The sequence below is a fragment of the Terrabacter ginsenosidimutans genome (genome assembly GCF_039539425.1).
Classification (GTDB): domain Bacteria; phylum Actinomycetota; class Actinomycetes; order Actinomycetales; family Dermatophilaceae; genus Terrabacter; species Terrabacter ginsenosidimutans.
In genome coordinates this window covers 1-14,240 of the sequence record NZ_BAABDC010000011.1, presented here as the reverse complement: position 1 = coordinate 14,240, position 14,240 = coordinate 1, and the positions used below count along the sequence as shown (strand labels likewise).

At 70.7% G+C, this 14,240-nt stretch carries 19 protein-coding genes; 9 read left to right on the top strand and 10 right to left on the bottom strand.

Annotated elements, in window-relative coordinates:
• Positions 1 to 44: 44 nt before the first annotated feature.
• The gene (locus ABD831_RS20225) at positions 45 to 1,097 is read right to left on the bottom strand and encodes an NAD(P)-dependent alcohol dehydrogenase (protein WP_344951151.1); all 1,053 of its coding nucleotides are present in this window, start codon (positions 1,095 to 1,097) and stop codon (positions 45 to 47) included.
• 116 nt (positions 1,098 to 1,213) lie between these two features.
• Here ABD831_RS20225 and ABD831_RS20220 point away from each other — a divergent pair, with 116 nt between their 5' ends.
• From ABD831_RS20220 to ABD831_RS20210, 3 genes are all read left to right on the top strand, one after another.
• Positions 1,214 to 1,939 carry a TetR/AcrR family transcriptional regulator gene (locus ABD831_RS20220; RefSeq protein WP_344951148.1) on the top strand — a complete coding sequence of 242 codons (726 nt, stop codon included), beginning with the start codon at positions 1,214 to 1,216 and terminating at the stop codon, positions 1,937 to 1,939.
• A 292-nt stretch (positions 1,940 to 2,231) separates the two neighbouring features.
• On the top strand, positions 2,232 to 2,786 hold the full coding sequence (locus ABD831_RS20215) for a ribonuclease H family protein (protein WP_344951145.1): 555 nt from the start codon (positions 2,232 to 2,234) through the stop codon (positions 2,784 to 2,786).
• An 87-nt stretch (positions 2,787 to 2,873) separates the two neighbouring features.
• Complete coding sequence (locus tag ABD831_RS20210; protein ID WP_344951142.1) at positions 2,874 to 3,551, top strand: ester cyclase; 678 nt, start codon at positions 2,874 to 2,876, stop codon at positions 3,549 to 3,551.
• Positions 3,552 to 3,580: 29 nt separating this feature from the next.
• Here the strand turns inward: ABD831_RS20210 and ABD831_RS20205 are convergent, their stop codons facing one another.
• Positions 3,581 to 4,615, bottom strand: a complete 1,035-nt coding sequence (locus tag ABD831_RS20205; protein ID WP_344951139.1) for a zinc-dependent alcohol dehydrogenase family protein — start codon at positions 4,613 to 4,615, stop codon at positions 3,581 to 3,583.
• Entirely contained in the window at positions 4,612 to 5,511 is a 900-nt protein-coding gene (locus ABD831_RS20200; RefSeq protein ID WP_344951136.1) for an NAD-dependent epimerase/dehydratase family protein, read from the bottom strand. Before ABD831_RS20200 ends, ABD831_RS20205 begins: the two co-directional genes overlap by 4 nt.
• A gap of 216 nt (positions 5,512 to 5,727) precedes the next feature.
• Here ABD831_RS20200 and ABD831_RS20195 point away from each other — a divergent pair, with 216 nt between their 5' ends.
• Together ABD831_RS20195 and ABD831_RS20190 are read left to right on the top strand one after the other, a co-directional pair.
• Complete coding sequence (locus ABD831_RS20195; protein WP_344951133.1) at positions 5,728 to 6,177, top strand: hypothetical protein; 450 nt, start codon at positions 5,728 to 5,730, stop codon at positions 6,175 to 6,177.
• Positions 6,178 to 6,267: 90 nt separating this feature from the next.
• Entirely contained in the window at positions 6,268 to 6,711 is a 444-nt protein-coding gene (locus ABD831_RS20190) for an SRPBCC family protein (protein WP_344951130.1), read from the top strand.
• A 116-nt stretch (positions 6,712 to 6,827) separates the two neighbouring features.
• Here the strand turns inward: ABD831_RS20190 and ABD831_RS20185 are convergent, their stop codons facing one another.
• The gene (locus ABD831_RS20185; protein WP_009777120.1) at positions 6,828 to 7,031 is read right to left on the bottom strand and encodes a cold-shock protein; all 204 of its coding nucleotides are present in this window, start codon (positions 7,029 to 7,031) and stop codon (positions 6,828 to 6,830) included.
• A gap of 253 nt (positions 7,032 to 7,284) precedes the next feature.
• Here ABD831_RS20185 and ABD831_RS20180 point away from each other — a divergent pair, with 253 nt between their 5' ends.
• Complete coding sequence (locus ABD831_RS20180; RefSeq protein ID WP_344951119.1) at positions 7,285 to 7,509, top strand: hypothetical protein; 225 nt, start codon at positions 7,285 to 7,287, stop codon at positions 7,507 to 7,509.
• A gap of 3 nt (positions 7,510 to 7,512) precedes the next feature.
• Here ABD831_RS20180 and ABD831_RS20175 read toward each other — a convergent pair whose 3' ends face one another.
• The 4 genes from ABD831_RS20175 to ABD831_RS20160 form a co-directional block, all read right to left on the bottom strand.
• Entirely contained in the window at positions 7,513 to 8,064 is a 552-nt protein-coding gene (locus tag ABD831_RS20175) for a hypothetical protein (RefSeq protein WP_344951116.1), read from the bottom strand.
• A 10-nt stretch (positions 8,065 to 8,074) separates the two neighbouring features.
• Complete coding sequence (locus ABD831_RS20170; RefSeq protein ID WP_344951113.1) at positions 8,075 to 8,509, bottom strand: VOC family protein; 435 nt, start codon at positions 8,507 to 8,509, stop codon at positions 8,075 to 8,077.
• 92 nt (positions 8,510 to 8,601) lie between these two features.
• A complete protein-coding gene (locus ABD831_RS20165; RefSeq protein ID WP_344951110.1) occupies positions 8,602 to 9,861 on the bottom strand; it encodes an MbnB/TglH/ChrH family RiPP precursor modification enzyme in 1,260 nt (419 codons plus the stop codon).
• Between the two features lie 13 nt (positions 9,862 to 9,874).
• Positions 9,875 to 10,120 (bottom strand): hypothetical protein, encoded by a 246-nt coding sequence (locus ABD831_RS20160; protein ID WP_344951107.1) that lies wholly within the window; start codon positions 10,118 to 10,120, stop codon positions 9,875 to 9,877.
• A 180-nt stretch (positions 10,121 to 10,300) separates the two neighbouring features.
• On the opposite strand from ABD831_RS20160, the gene ABD831_RS20155 reads away from it, so the two are divergent.
• Positions 10,301 to 10,732: a hypothetical protein gene (locus tag ABD831_RS20155; protein ID WP_344951104.1), complete on the top strand. Its 432-nt coding sequence runs from the start codon at positions 10,301 to 10,303 to the stop codon at positions 10,730 to 10,732.
• Between the two features lie 12 nt (positions 10,733 to 10,744).
• Here ABD831_RS20155 and ABD831_RS20150 read toward each other — a convergent pair whose 3' ends face one another.
• Positions 10,745 to 11,089 carry a DUF2200 domain-containing protein gene (locus ABD831_RS20150; RefSeq protein ID WP_344951100.1) on the bottom strand — a complete coding sequence of 115 codons (345 nt, stop codon included), beginning with the start codon at positions 11,087 to 11,089 and terminating at the stop codon, positions 10,745 to 10,747.
• Positions 11,090 to 11,257: 168 nt separating this feature from the next.
• Between ABD831_RS20150 and ABD831_RS20145 the strand changes: the two genes are divergently transcribed.
• Complete coding sequence (locus ABD831_RS20145) at positions 11,258 to 11,617, top strand: VOC family protein (protein ID WP_344951097.1); 360 nt, start codon at positions 11,258 to 11,260, stop codon at positions 11,615 to 11,617.
• A gap of 4 nt (positions 11,618 to 11,621) precedes the next feature.
• On the opposite strand, the gene xylA is transcribed toward ABD831_RS20145, so the two are convergent.
• Positions 11,622 to 12,800 (bottom strand): xylose isomerase, encoded by a 1,179-nt coding sequence (xylA, locus tag ABD831_RS20140; RefSeq protein ID WP_344951094.1) that lies wholly within the window; start codon positions 12,798 to 12,800, stop codon positions 11,622 to 11,624.
• A 67-nt stretch (positions 12,801 to 12,867) separates the two neighbouring features.
• On the opposite strand from xylA, the gene ABD831_RS20135 reads away from it, so the two are divergent.
• Positions 12,868 to 14,058 (top strand): ROK family protein, encoded by a 1,191-nt coding sequence (locus tag ABD831_RS20135; RefSeq protein WP_344951091.1) that lies wholly within the window; start codon positions 12,868 to 12,870, stop codon positions 14,056 to 14,058.
• Positions 14,059 to 14,240 lie beyond the last annotated feature (182 nt).

The window sequence follows — 14,240 nt, the reverse complement described above, 5'->3', positions numbered from 1 at the left end:
CCGGGAACGAGTAGGGCCATAGGGCCCGGCCTCACCACGGTTGGTCAACGCGCGGGCTCCACCGTGACAGCGACCTTGCCGCGCACCAAGCCGGCCTCGAGGCGCCGCATCGCGTCGGCTGCCTCGGCCATCGGATAGGTCCGATCCAGGCTCGGCACGACCTGCCCCGACTCGAGCAGCGCGGCCAGCCGCGCGTAGTCGGCACCCCGCTCCTTGGCGATGACGCTCGTCAGTCGTCGGCGGCTGAAAGCCGACGACAGCCGCGCGCGGAGCTGACGTCCGATCGTGCCGCCCGTCCAGTCACCGTCGCCCTCGCCGCCGACGAGCACGAGGGTGCCTGTCGGCGTGAGGGCGCGCCTCAGCCGGGAGAGGTCGGACAGCCCCGCGATGTCGATGATCAGGTCGTAGTGCGTCGTCCCGTCGGCGAAGTCGTCCACGGCGTAGTCGAGGACGTGGTCGGCGCCCAAGGCACGGACCAGGTCGGCCTTGGCTGCACTGGCCACACCGGTGACCTCGGCCCCGAGCGCTGTCGCGAGCTGGACGGCATACGACCCGACGCCACCTGAGGCTCCGGTGACGAGCACCTTCTGCCCGGCGGTCACCGTGCCGGCGTCGACGACGGCCTGCAGGGCCGTGCCCCCGGAGATGGGGACGACCGCGGCCTGCTCCCACGTCACGGTGGACGGGCGGCGAGCGAGCTTGTCCTCGCGGGCGACGGCATACTCCGCGACCGACCCGGGTGCGACGCCGAAGACCTCGTCACCCACCGCGAACGTCGTCACCTCGGAGCCGACCTCGGCGACGACACCGGAGACGTCGCGGCCGATGACGGGCTGCTTCGGGGAGCGGAGGCCGAAGACGAGACGCAGCAGCCGGGGCTTGCCCTGCATGAGGTGCCACGTGCCTCGGTCGAGCCCGGCGGCGCGGACCTCGACGAGCACCTCGCGGGGGCCGATCGCCGGGCGGGTGACCTGCGCGACGCGCAGCACGTCGCTCGTGCCGTAGCCGTCCTGCACGACGGCCCGCATCGTGCTCGCGACACGGGCCGCCTGACCGGGCGTGGTCCCACCGATGAGATCGACCGGTTGATCCTTCATGACTGCTTCTCCTTCGTCTGCGGCGCGCCCTTCGCGTCGTACTTAGTACGAACACGGTAGCGTACTAAGTACGACGCCGACTAGGGGTCAGCGCGACCGACGACAGGAGGCACGACGTGACGACGAGCAGAGGCGGCGGGCCCGGGCCCTCGACGCGCGCGTCGCTGAGCCGGGATCGGGTCCTCGACGGGGCCATGCGTGTCGCCGACGGCGGCGGGCTCGGCTCGCTGACGATCCGCTCCATCGCCGAGGAGCTCGGCACGAAGCCCATGTCCATCTACCACTACGTCGGCGGCAAGGACGAGATCATCGACGGGATCGTCGACCGGGTCTTCGGCGAGATGGATCTGCCTGCCAGCGAAGGGGACTGGCGCTCGGAGATGCACCGGCGCTGCGCCTCGGCGCGCTCGGTCCTGCGTCGCCACCCGTGGGCCATCCCGCTGCTCCAGTCGCGGACGAGCCCGGGTCCGGCGACCCTCCGTCACCTCGACGCCGTGATCGGCTGCCTCCGCAGGGCCGGCTTCTCCCTCGAGCTGACCGCGCACGCGTATGCCGTGATCGACTCCTACGTCTACGGCTTCGCCATGTCGGAGGCCTCCCTGCCGATCAACGGCCCGGAGACCGTCGGCGAGGTGGCCGAGTCGATGATGTTCCAGTACCTCGCGGCCGACTACCCGAACCTGCTCGAGTTCACGACCGGTCACGTCCTGCAGCCGGGCTACGACTTCGGCCTCGAGTTCGACTTCGGCCTCGACCTCGTCCTCGACGCGCTCGACGCCAGGCTGCAAGACGAACATCCCGACAGGACAACCGCCCGCGCCGGCTCGGCACCTCGCGGCTGAGCTCACGAGCCTCCTCCCCCCCGAGCAGCGGCCGCGCCAAGCCACGAACGCCTCCGTCGGCACGGTCGCCGGCGACTGGTCATCGGGGTGCGTTCGGATCGTCCGGGGGTGTCACTACCCTTGACCAGCAGATCGAGTGGGCGACGCCTGCAGGTCGCCCACCCAACCGCAGGTCGACCGATCCACGAGGAGCACTGTGCTGGCCAAGTTCCCTGGACGCTGTGCGCGTTGCCAGAGCCCGATTCGAACCGGTGACGAGATCAACGGCGCCGGCGGCACGTCCACCGCGTGGGTGCACGCTGACTGCGGGACCGAGCTCGCGCTCCCGGGCCTCGGCACGCCACAGCCGGCGACCTCCAGTGGGCCGAGCGGCAAGACAGCAGGCAGGGCTCGGGCGCCGAAGCCCGCCATGGTCGCGCCCGAAGGAGCGACGTTCGTCTACACCGACGGCGCCTGCTCGGGAAACCCCGGCCCGGGCGGATGGGCCTGGGCGATCGACCGTGACCGCTTCGCGTCGGGCTCTGAACGCCCGAGCACGAACCAGCGGATGGAGATCCGCGCCGCACTGGAGGCCGTCACCGCCCTGCCCGGCCCGCTGGTCGTGGTCAGCGACTCGACGTATGTCGTGAACTGCTTCCGCGACCAGTGGTGGGAGGGCTGGCTCAGGCGCGGCTGGACCACGTCGGCGAAGAAGCCGGTCGCGAACCGCGACCTGTGGGAGCCGCTCGTGACCGCGGTCCGGGAGCGCGGCGACGTCGCCTTCCAGTGGGTCAAGGGCCACTCCGGCCACGAGATGAACGACCTCGTCGACGAGCTCGCCGTGGCGGCCAGCCTCATCAGGGACTGAGAGCCCACCCACCGCGCCGTCGAGCCGAGCGCGAGGCCCCCCGGCCGACTCTGGACACCTCCGACGCCGGTGCGCGACGCTGATCGGGTGTCCTCGGCGCCCCCGCCCGTTGGGCGCTCGGTCGAACTCGCCCTCGCGACAGCTGCGGTCCGCGCGCTCGTGGACGGACGCGCCGGCGCCTTGGTCGTTGAGGGTGAGGCGGGCATCGGCAAGACCCACCTCGTGCAGGCCCTCGCCGAGGAGGCCCGCTCCCGCGACGTCACCGTCTGCTACGGCCGCGCGCACCCCTTCGAGCGCACCCGACCCTTCGGGGTCGTCGCCGCCTCGCTCGACCTCCGGCGCCGCTCGCCCGACCGCCGGAGGGCCGCTGTCGGGGCCCTGCTCGCCGGGGAGGGCGCGGGGGCAGGAGGACAGCCCGGTGGCGACTTCCAGTACCGGGTCGTCGAGGAGGTCGTCGACCTCGTGGAGTCCGCGTGCGCCGAGCACGCCGTCCGTGGCTACCGAGCCGCCTTCCGCGACATGCGCATGGACGTCATCGAGGTCCTCCCCAGCGGTGACCGGACGGTGGCGCGGGTGAAGGTCTCGGGGACCCAGACCGGGGACTTCATGGGCCTCCCGGCATCCGGTCGGCACGCCGAGGTGGACCTCATCGACATCATGCGGTTCGACGACGCCGGACTCGTCTGCGAGCACTGGGGCGTCGCGGACATGCTGTCGCTGCTCCAGCAGCTCGGAGCAATACCCGCGGGCGCGGCGACGGCCTGAGGCTTCAGAGGAGGCGAGGCGCCGGCGGGTCACACACGGACGACAGTCATCCCGGGGGCCGCCTGGCGGTCCATGCCGGCGAGCGCTGCCCCGGCGTTCTCGAGGTCGATGACCCGGCCGACGAGGTCGCCGGGGCGGAGCGTTCCGTCCTCGATCAGGCGGAGCATCGCGGGGTAGTCGCCGGCCGGCATGCCGTGCGAGCCGTAGATCTCGAGCTCCTGGGAGACGACGAGATCCATCGGGAGCGGCGGGGTCGACCTCGGCCCGAGCAGCAGGCCCGCCTGGACGTGCCGGCCACGGCGACGCAGGCTGCGCACCGAGGCCACCGCCAGCTCGGGCGAGCCGAACGCGTCGATGGAGACGTGCGCGCCGCCACCGGTCACCTCCCGGGTCGCCGCGGCCACGTCCGCAACGCCGCCGGCGTCGACCACTGCCGCCGCCCCCAGCGACGAGGCGCGTTCCAGCGCAGCCGGGTTCACGTCGACGGCGACCACCCGCGCCCCGAGGGCGACCCCGATCATCACGGCCGACAGCCCGACACCGCCGCACCCGTGCACGGCCAGCCAGTCCCCGGCCCCGAGACGCCCGTGCCTCGTCAGGGCCCGGAACGCCGTCGCGAAGCGGCACCCCAGCGACGCCGCCGTCACGAAGTCCACCGAGTCCGGAAGCCGCACGAGGTTCGTGTCGGCGCCGTGGATCGCCACGCGCTCGGCGAACGACCCGGGTCCGGTGAAGCCCGGCTGCGTCTGGTCCGGGCACACCTGCGCCTCGCCGGCCTCGCACCACGAGCACCGACCGCACCCGCACACGAACGGCACCGTCACCCGGTCGCCGACGGCCCAGTCGCGCACCCCAGCACCCACCGAAGCCACGACACCGGCCAGCTCGTGACCGGGAACGTGGGGCAACGACACGGGGTCGTGCCCCATCCACGCGTGCCAGTCCGACCGGCACACGCCCGTGGCCCGCACGGCGACGACGACCCCGCCGTCCGGACAGGGAGGCGAGGGCACGTCGGCGAGTGACGGCATACGCCCGTACTCGTCGTAGACGACGGCCTTCACGGCGCGTGCGGGTCCGTCAGGACGTCGCGCCACGAGTGCTGCGGCGAGTAGCCGAGCAGGTCGCGGGCCTTGTCGATGGAGTAGAAGGTCTCGTTGCGCCCCATCGGCCGCCGCACCTCCACCCCGTCGTAGAAGCGCTCGCGCACCTCGTCGGTCGTCGCCGCGACGGACATGTCGGCGTTGGCGACGTTGAAGACCTCGTAGCCCAGCCCGTCGACCTCGAGGCAACGCTGCACCATCTGGCCGAGATCGCGGGTGTCGATGTAGGCGAAGACGTTGCGCCGCCGCAGCGACGGGTCCTGAAGGAACGGGGGGAACATCTCGGCGTACTCGTGCGGCTCGATGACGTTGTTGATGCGCAGGCCGTAGATGTCGGCGCCGGTGCGGGCCTGGAAGGAGCGCGCCGTCACCTCGTTGGCCACCTTCGACATCGCGTAGGAGTCCTCCGGCACCGTCGGGTGCTCCTCGTCGACCGGCACGTAGAGCGGCCGCCGCTCGCCCTGCGCGAAGCAGATGCCGTAGGTCGTCTCCGACGACGCGAAGATCACCTTGCGCACGCCGAGCCGGGTCGCGGCCTCGAGCACGTTGTACGTGCTGAGCACGTTCGTCGCGTACGTCCTGGCCTCCGACGTGAGCAGGATCGCGGGCACGGCGGCGAAGTGCACGACGGCGTCGTAGGCCGGCTTGGCCGCGAGCTCCAGCTCGTCGAAGCGGGCGAGTCCCGCGAGGGCGGAGTACGTCTCGCCGAGGTCGGTGAGGTCGACCTTGAGGTCGTCGACGGCCGTATGCCGTAACGGGACGAGGTCGGCGTTGGTGACCTGGTGGCCCTGCTCGGCGAGGAACGGTGCGACGTGCTTGCCGGCCTTGCCGCTGCCCCCGGTGAAGAAGATGCGCATGGCCCGATCCAATCACCTGAGCCTCTGCGACACCGGATCGTCCGCCTCCGGCCGCATGCTGGGTGGGACACGGCAACGCACGCCGCGACGACGCGTCGCGACGAGGCGGAGGAGGGACCGGTGACGGACGACGAGGTCAGGGCGCTGGCGCCGCAGACGACGTCATGCGCCGCACCGTCCCGTGACGCACGTCGACGTCACGGGGTGAGGTAGCTCATGGAGAGCGGGCCCTGGTGGGCGCTGGTGACGACGTGGGTGGTGGTGAATGTCGTCAACGTCGCCCAGACCGTGGGGTTCGCCTCCCGGCGGCGCCACGGGATGGCGGTCAACCACGCCGTGGGCTACCTCATCGCGGCACTGGCCGTCCCGGCCACGGCTGCCCTGGTGGGGCAGGCCCGCGCCGGGAGTCCGTGGTGGGTCGGATCGGCGGTGTTCGACGCCTTCGTGGTCCTCATGCTCGTGGTGGACTACCTGCGGCCGGTCCAGTTCCGCAATCCTCCCAGGCCGGCGGTCCTCGTGCCGTACCTGGTGCTCTTCTTCGGCAGCATCGTCCTGATGGGCGCCTCGATGTACCCGGCGAACCGGAGCCTGTGGCTGGTCACGGTCGCGACGAGTGCCGCGCTGGTCGCCAGCATGACGTGGGCCCTGCGCCAGGGGACGGCGTGAGACCGGAGACGGCACCGCAAGGGACCATCGCCTCTGGCGCCCACCCACCACCACCGGCCTAGCGTCGAGAGTGGGAAGGAGGTGAATGCAATGGCAACGTTGACACGAAGCATCACGATCCAAGCCCCGGTCTCGACCGTGTTCGACATCGCCCTCGACATCGGCAGGCTGTGGAGGGCGGACGACGTGGCTCTGGCCCAGGTGGACATCAAGCCCGAGGGCGTCGGGACGTCGGCACGGCTCTTCTCGCACCTGCTCGGCTTCCACATCGAGGGCGGACTCGAGTACACCGAGGTCGTCCCTCGCGCGCGCATCGTCGCGCAGGTGCACTTCTTCGCGGAGAAGCCGACGTGGACCTTCACGTTCGCCGAGGCCGACGGCGACACCACCGTGACCGCCGTGGGCGAGTGGGTGGTGAAGGTGCCCGTCGTGGGGCGTCCGATCGAGGGAATGATGGTGAGGGAGCACGAGTCCTTCCTCGAAGGACTGCTCGAGAACCTGAAGTCCCAGGCCGAGGCCCAGGTGCTGGCCTGAACCGGGGTGCTGGCAGTGCCGGCGGTCCCGGCAGCCAGCAGCGCCGGGCAAAAGCAATCCCCCGACCAGATGGTCGGGGGATTGCCAGGGACGGAATCCCTGAAGACTGTCTTAGGTCAGATGCCCTTGACCTTCTCCGCCTGCGGACCCTTCGGGCCCTGCGTGACGTCGAACTCGACCTTCTGGCCCTCCTGCAGCTCGCGGTAGCCGCCGCTCTCGATGGCCGAGTAGTGAACGAAGACATCGGCGCCGCCGCCGTCCTGCTCAATGAAGCCGAAGCCCTTTTCGCTGTTGAACCACTTCACGGTGCCTGTTGCCACTGGTGTTGCCTCTTCTTGTTGAGCGAGGCCTCCCGTGTGGAGACCTCATGCTGACGATGATCACGACGAGCGCATTTCGCGAACCTTCGCGCGGCGACCCGATCGTGCCGAGCCCGATATGCGTGGACTCGGACGGCAGCTGGCATTGACGGTAGCAGCCACAGGGGCCGTTTGCCCCGGTCTCCCACAACGGTTCCTCCACGTCGACCCACGAATCCTGTTGGATCGGCCCGGTCGGGGCAATCATGGAGGCATGGACTTCCCGCAGATCTGGCCCCAGCTGAGCAGCTCCAGCCGTTCCTGGCTCGTGGAACACAACGGGGAACCGCTGCCGGACGAGCTCGTCTCCGAGCTCCGCAGCATCACCGGCGACGAGTCGAGCCAGCCGTGGTGGACCGGCCCCTCGGTGGAGGGGCAGACGCAGCTCTCCGACGAGACGGTGGACTGGATCGAGACGGTCGCCAACGAGGAGAGCTGACCGCTACGTCAGCAGCAGCAGCGCGATCCACCCGAACCATGCGACCAGCGCGCTGTAGCCGAGAGCGATGACGAGGGCCAGCGCGCGCGAGCGCCGTCCCGTCGTGCCGAAGTCGCCAATGAGCAGAAGCACGCTCGCCGCGACGCCCAGCCATCCGGGGGCGCTCGAGACGCCGCCGACGACCATGAGGATCGAGAGCACCAAGGCGCCCCCCATCAGTCCGGAGCGTCCCGCCTCGCCCGTGATCCTGAGCAGCGGTATGCCGGCGAGCGGCTGGGCGATCGCCAGGATCATCCAGAGCGGCTGGTGCACACCTGGACCGGGCCAGAACCCGACGAAGGCTGCGGCTGCCAGGACGAGCAGCACCACGTCGATCCCGGCGAAGCCTCGAAGCGTGTCCTTGGAGACGCCGCCCACGCCGGCATTGATCCCGAAAAGGACCATCAGCCAAGGACGCTCGCGCCGACGGCGCCTCGCCAGCGCAACGATGCCGATGAGCAGCAGCACGGCCGCCACGATCGCAGCGACACCGCCGACTGCCGACCGCAGGTCCATCGCCAACCCTTCAGTCCAGGCAGAACTCGTTGCCCTCGACGTCCTGCATCACGAGACACGACTCGTTGACGCCGTCGGCGACCAGCAGCCGCACGCGCGTCGCGCCGAGCTCGAGCAGCCGCGCGCACTCGGCCTCGAGGACGGCGAGGCGCTCCTGTCCCCTGAGCCCGGTGCCGACCCGCACATCGAGGTGCACGCGGTTCTTGACGACCTTGCCCTCCGGGACGCGCTGGAAGAACAGCCGTGGCCCTGCGCCCGACGGGTCGACGCACGCGAACGCGCGGCCCTGTTCCTCCGGCGGGAGTGCGTGGTCGAAGTCCTCCCACGACGCGAAACCCTCCGGGGGCGGAGGCACGACATAGCCCAGCACCTCACACCAGAACCGGGCGACGCGCTCCGGCTCGGCACAGTCGAACGTGACCTGGAACTGCTTCACCGATCCCATCCGCCAACCCTAGGAGCGCGCCTGTCCGTCGTCACTCGGTTTGGGCGGACGCCACTCGACAGCGCGCCGGCACCACGCACGTCCAAGCCTCTTCAGCGGTCGTATGCCGTCAGGACCGTCGCGAGGTCGGCTCTCGTCGAGAGCCACTCGGCGAACGCGGTGCCCTGCTCGTCGGTCCACAGGCTGGCCGGCGACGCCGCGAGGAAGTCCGTCAGCACCACCGCGGTGCGTTCCCGGCCGAGCACGGTCAGGAGCCTGCCGAGGACCTCGGGGTGGGTGCGCACCAGCAGCGAGAGCCGCGCCTCGTCGGTCAGGGCCCGCATGAGCGTCGCACCGGGGTCGGGTGTGCTGAGCAGGTTCGAGGCACGCGTCGTGAAGGCGACGAGCTCCGCCTCGCGCTCTGCGGTGCCGGCCGACACGGGCCGGCCCACGCTGGCACTGGGGGACCTGGGCGGCCGGGGCACGGCGAGGCCGGACGCGGCGCCGTCGGCTGCGGAGACCGCCGGTGCGTCGACGATGCGATGCATGCTCGTCAGGACCTCGCGCAGGCCGGCCACGCCCTGCTCGGCCAGCGACGCGGGCACGGCCTCGTAGATGACGGCACGGACCCGGGGCAGCGTCGGCACCACGCGCGCCGCGAGCGCGAGCAGCTCCGGGTCGATCGGCCCGACGTGCGCGTCGAGGTAGTAGCCGTCGGTCTCGAAGCCGCCGGCGAGGTGGACCTCCCACACCCGGTCGAGCGGGATCATCGAGAGGAAGTCGTCCACGCTCTGGCGGCCGTTGCGCTCGTTGGTCCAGATGTTGTGCAGGTCGAGCAGGATGCCGCAGTCGGCGGCCTCGGCGATGGCCGCGACGTACTCCCCGTCGCTGAGGTCGCCCGGCACGGGCTGCAGGTAGTTCGTCGGCGTCTCGACGAGGAAGGGCCGGTCGAAGGCGTCCTGGTAGGCGCGAATGTGCCGCACGGCCGCGGCGACCGCCTCCGGTGTCTGCACGGGGGGCAGCAGGAACCCGGCGTGCGCGTCGCCGGCGACGTTGAAGGCCAGGTGCTCGCTCCAGTGGACGGCGTCCAGGTCACGGGCCGAGGCGGCCGACGCCAGCACGCCCTCCGGGTTCGGCGCGGTCATGCCCCCGACCGGGTAGCCGACGCCGTGGGCGAGCAACGGACGCCCGCACGAACGGAGCCACGCGAGCGGCTCGGGCGAGATCACCTGGCCGCCGCCGAACCGCGTCTCCCAGAGGGTCTGCGGCTCGACCTCGACGACGTCGACCAGGTCCTCGATGCCGTCCCACAGCTGGTCCAGCGACCCGAGGGCGATGACTCCGACGCCGAGGTCGAACCGCATCCAGCTCATGACACGTCGCCCCTCAACCCATCCGGAGCTGGGGTCCGGCCAACACCGGCTGCAGCTCGAGGTCGGGCGTCACGACGAACTCCTCGAAGCGGCGCCAGTCGATCTGGATGCCGGAGTTGCAGTTGCCGCAACCGAACCGGTCGAAGACGCTGGCCTGGACCTTCTGGAAGGTCTCGAGGTTGCCGAGGATGTTGCCGGGGACGTGCACGGTCACAGCCACACCGCGCGGCGGGAGCGGCTGGGGGTTGAGGTCGGCCATGGTGGTGGTCCTTTCCGATCTGGAGCCGGTCGCGGCGGACTGCCGCCACCTGGCATTCAGAGCGGTCGGCCACCACGGCTGATACCGAAAACAGGACACTCTCGGCATCGGCGGCCGCGGCGTATCAGGGGCGCCACGGGCTCCTCTGGCTTGCACGCACCACATGGAGGAGGCACAGTCGTGGCCATCATGGAGCTCGTCACGAGCTACAACGTCCGCGTGACCCAGTCGAACCTGACCGCAGCGACCCGAGAGATCCAGCTCAAGCTGGAGTTCGGGTCGACGGTCAGCATCTTCTTCGCCCCTTTCCGTCCCAATGTCTGGCTCAGCTTTCCGGCGCCCGGGGTCATCGAGATCTGGATGACGCAGGACCAGTTCCCTGACGTTCACCGCGTCCTCCAGACGGAGGACCCCGTCTACTGCACGGCCCTCGACCTGTTCGGGCTGCAGGTCGGCTCGGTGCACACCCAGCTCGACCTCAGTCTCGGCGAGCCCACCGGTGAGGGCTACCGGGACGGCAGCCTCGAGGCCCTCGTCGTCCGGGCGCGCAGCGCCGCAGCCTCGGAGGGCGCAGGCTCGGAGGGCGCAGCCGCCGAGCAGGGCGTTGGCTAGCGGCTCGAACGGTCAGGCGCGGAGGACCTTGTCCATCGCCTTGCCCTTGGCGAGCTCGTCGACGAGCTTGTCGAGATAGCGGATCTTCTGCATGAGCGGGTCCTCGACGTCCTCGACGCGCACCCCACAGACCGTGCCCGTGATCGCGGAGGCGTTCGGGTTGAGGTGGGCCTGCGCGAAGAAGTCCTCGAACGTCGTCTCCGCGGCGAGGTGCTCCTTGAGTGCCTGGTCGTCGAAGCCGGTCAGCCACTCGATGACCTCGTCGAGCTCCCCCTTGGTGCGGCCCTTGCGCTCGACCTTGTTGACGTAGTGCGGATAGACCGACGCGACGGACGTCGTGAAGATGCGGTGCGCCATCCTTCGAGGGTAGCGACGGGCTGTGACGATGCAGCCCGGACGGGCGATTCCGAATGGCCGCGACATGCGGGGTCGCGGGCTGGCGGGCCGACAACGGCTGGCACCGGCGCCGGGCTTCCCCGCCCCTACGGACGCGGATCGTCCGGGACCCGGTCTAGCCTCCGTCCCATGGCTATCGCTCGCTACCCCAGCTTCGTCATCGACTGCCCCGACGCGGAGGCACTCGCCACCTTCTACGGCACCCTGCTCGGCTGGACGGTCAAGGCGTCCGACGGGTGGGGCGAGATCCGCGACGAGAGCGGGCAGCAGTGCATCTGCTTCCAGCAGGTCGAGGGCTACACGCCGCCGCAGTGGCCAGGCCAGGAGGTGCCGCAGCAGATGCACCTCGACGTCATGGTCCTGGACCTCGACGAGGCCGAGCCGGAGGTGCTCGCACTCGGGGCGACCCGGCACGAGCACCAGCCGGGCACCTCGTTCCGCGTCTACCTCGACCCGGCCGGCCACCCCTTCTGCCTCTGCGTGGACTGACTGCTCAGCTGATGAGGTGCTCGAGCGCGAGCTGGTTGAGGCACACGAAGCCGTAGTCGCGCTCGGCCGCCTTCGCCGGGTCGAAACCGTCGTCGGTCGCGAGGAAGTCCTCGAGGGACTCACCGGCGCCCAGGGTCGGCTCGGCGAGGTCCAGCACGCCGGAGTACGCCCACGCCTCCGCGGTGCGCGGGTCGGCGCGGAAGGCGGCTGACTTCTCGGCGAGCATGAGGTACATGGCCATGTTGGCCCGGGCCGACTCCCACACGCCGTCCATGAACTCCGTGCGCGACGGCTTGTAGTCGAAGTGCCGCGGACCGGTGTAGCGCGGGCCGTCCGGCGTCCCTGGGAAGCCGTTCTCGAGCAGGTCGACGGTGAAGAACGCCGAGGCGAGGTCGCCGTGCCCGAAGACGAGGTCCTGGTCGTACTTGATGCCGCGCTGGCCGTTGAGGTCGATGTGGAAGAGCTTGCCGCTCCACAGCGCCTGCCCGAGCGCGTGCGTGTAGTTGAGGCCCGCCATCTGCTCGTGGCCGGTCTCGGGGTTGAGCCCGACGATGTCGCCGTGCTCGAGCTCGGCGATGAGGGCGAGGGCGTGCCCCACGGTCGGCAGGAAGATGTCGCCGCGAGGCTCGTTCGGCTTGGGCTCCAAGGCGATCCGCAGGTCGTAACCCTGCGACTTGATGTAGCCGGCTACGGTGTCCAGACCCTCCTTGTAGCGGTCGAAGGCGGCGTGCAGGTCCTTCGACCCGTCGTACTCACTACCCTCGCGACCGCCCCACATGACGAAGGTCGACGCGCCCATCTCGGCGGCGAGGTCGACCGCGCGCAGCACCTTGCGCAGGCCGAAGCGGCGCACACCCCGGTCGTTCGCCGTGAGGCCGCCGTCCTTGAACACCGGGTGGCTGAAGGTGTTCGTCGTGACCATCTCGATGGTGAGGCCCGCCCGGTCGGTCGCATCCTTGAGCTGGCCGCAGATGCGCGCACGGGTCGCGTCGTCGGCGTCGAACGGGAAGACGTCGTTGTCGTGGAAGGTGATGCCCCACGCGCCGAGCTCGGCCAGCTTGTCGGAGTACTCCCACGGGTCGAGCACCGGGCGGGTCGGGCCGCCGAACGGGTCCGTGCCGGTCCAGCCGACGGTCCACAGGCCGAAGGAGAACATGTCGTCGGGGGTGGGCTGGCGCGTCATTGCGACTCCTCGTCCAAAGGTTTGTTTTGTCATGCAACTTAATGCCGTGACCAACTAGGGTCAAGGCATGGCCAACCTGCGCCAGGCGAGCCTGCGCCACGCCAACCTCGCCCTCGTCGCGCGCACCGTGCTCGGCGCCGACACCCCGCCCTCGCGTGCCGACGTCGCCGCCGCCACGTCGCTGACCCGGTCGACCGTGTCGCGCCTCGTCGACGAGCTCGTCGCGGGCGGAGTGCTCGAGGAGGTCGAGTCCGTCCTCGGCGGCACCGGTCGCCGAGGACGGCCGGCCACGCCACTCGTGGCCTCGAGGGCCCGGTTCGCCGCCGTGGGTCTGCAGGTCGGGGTCGGCCAGCTCGCCGCCCGACTGGTCGACCTCTCGGGTTCGGTGCTCGCCGAGCAGCTCGTGACCGCGGACCTCGCCGGATCCTCACCCGCCGACACGTTAGGCCGGCTACGCACGCTGGCCCGCATCGTGCTCGAGGGCGCTCCAGGGGGATGTCGGGTCGTCGGAGCGGGGCTCGCGCTGCCCGGGATCGTCGACGTCACCGAGGGACGCCTGCTCAGCGCTCCGAACCTCGGCTGGGAGGACGTCGCTCCCGGGCCCTTGCTCGTGGACGCTCTCGGCGGACTTCCGGTCCGCGTCGGCAACGAGGCCGACCTCGCTGCTCACGCACATGCCCATCCGGCCCCCGGCCGTGACCTGGAGTCGAGGGACTTCATCTACCTCAGCGGGGAGGTGGGCATCGGTGGCGCGGTCGTCGTCGACGGCGCCGTCATGACGGGGCGCCACGGGTGGGCCGGCGAGATCGGCCACGTCTGCGTGGACGCCGACGGACCCGCCTGCCGGTGCGGCTCCACCGGCTGCCTGGAGCAGTATGCCGGCCTGCTCGCCCTGCTCTCGGCCGCGGGACTCGACGCCGCCACGACACCTGCCGACCTGGCGCGACTCGCTCGGGGTGGCGACGACCGGGCGCGGGAGGCGGTGGGATCGGCCGGGCGCGCTCTCGGTGTCGCCCTGGCCGGAGTCGTCAACGTCCTCGACCTACCCACGGTCGTCCTCGGCGGGCACCTGGCGAAGGTCGGCGACCTCCTCGCCCCCGACGTCGAGGCGGCGCTCGGGCGTCGGGTGCTGTCAGCGCACTGGGTGACACCCCGCGTCGTCATCGCCCCGGACGACCTGGCCCCCGGCGCGACGGGGGCAGCGCTGCTCGCCCTCGACGAGGTCGTCCGCCATCCGGCTGCCGTGCTCGCCCCATAAGGGCGCTCCTGAATGCGCACCGGACATGGCCGGCGCGGCACTGCTCTGCCGAACGGAAAAGGGCATGGAAATGCGACAACCCCGCCGGTTTCCCGGCGGGGTTGTCTGAAAGTGTGTCCGGCTGCGTCCTACTCTCCCACACCGTCACCAGTGCAGTACCATCGGCGCTGAAGGGCTTAGCT

Excerpts from the sequence above, each read along its gene's own strand:
- ABD831_RS20225 (WP_344951151.1), bottom strand. The coding sequence starts at position 1,097 with ATGAAGGATCAACCGGTCGATCTCATCGGTGGGACCACGCCCGGTCAG.
- xylA (WP_344951094.1), bottom strand. The coding sequence starts at position 12,800 with ATGACGCGCCAGCCCACCCCCGACGACATGTTCTCCTTCGGCCTGTGG.
- ABD831_RS20200 (WP_344951136.1), bottom strand. The coding sequence starts at position 5,511 with ATGCGCATCTTCTTCACCGGGGGCAGCGGCAAGGCCGGCAAGCACGTC.
- ABD831_RS20145 (WP_344951097.1), top strand. The coding sequence starts at position 11,258 with ATGGCTATCGCTCGCTACCCCAGCTTCGTCATCGACTGCCCCGACGCG.
- ABD831_RS20150 (WP_344951100.1), bottom strand. The coding sequence starts at position 11,089 with ATGGCGCACCGCATCTTCACGACGTCCGTCGCGTCGGTCTATCCGCAC.
- ABD831_RS20180 (WP_344951119.1), top strand. The coding sequence starts at position 7,285 with ATGGACTTCCCGCAGATCTGGCCCCAGCTGAGCAGCTCCAGCCGTTCC.
- ABD831_RS20135 (WP_344951091.1), top strand. The coding sequence starts at position 12,868 with ATGGCCAACCTGCGCCAGGCGAGCCTGCGCCACGCCAACCTCGCCCTC.
- ABD831_RS20190 (WP_344951130.1), top strand. The coding sequence starts at position 6,268 with ATGGCAACGTTGACACGAAGCATCACGATCCAAGCCCCGGTCTCGACC.
- ABD831_RS20195 (WP_344951133.1), top strand. The coding sequence starts at position 5,728 with ATGGAGAGCGGGCCCTGGTGGGCGCTGGTGACGACGTGGGTGGTGGTG.
- ABD831_RS20160 (WP_344951107.1), bottom strand. The coding sequence starts at position 10,120 with ATGGCCGACCTCAACCCCCAGCCGCTCCCGCCGCGCGGTGTGGCTGTG.
- ABD831_RS20175 (WP_344951116.1), bottom strand. The coding sequence starts at position 8,064 with ATGGACCTGCGGTCGGCAGTCGGCGGTGTCGCTGCGATCGTGGCGGCC.
- ABD831_RS20170 (WP_344951113.1), bottom strand. The coding sequence starts at position 8,509 with ATGGGATCGGTGAAGCAGTTCCAGGTCACGTTCGACTGTGCCGAGCCG.
- ABD831_RS20165 (WP_344951110.1), bottom strand. The coding sequence starts at position 9,861 with ATGAGCTGGATGCGGTTCGACCTCGGCGTCGGAGTCATCGCCCTCGGG.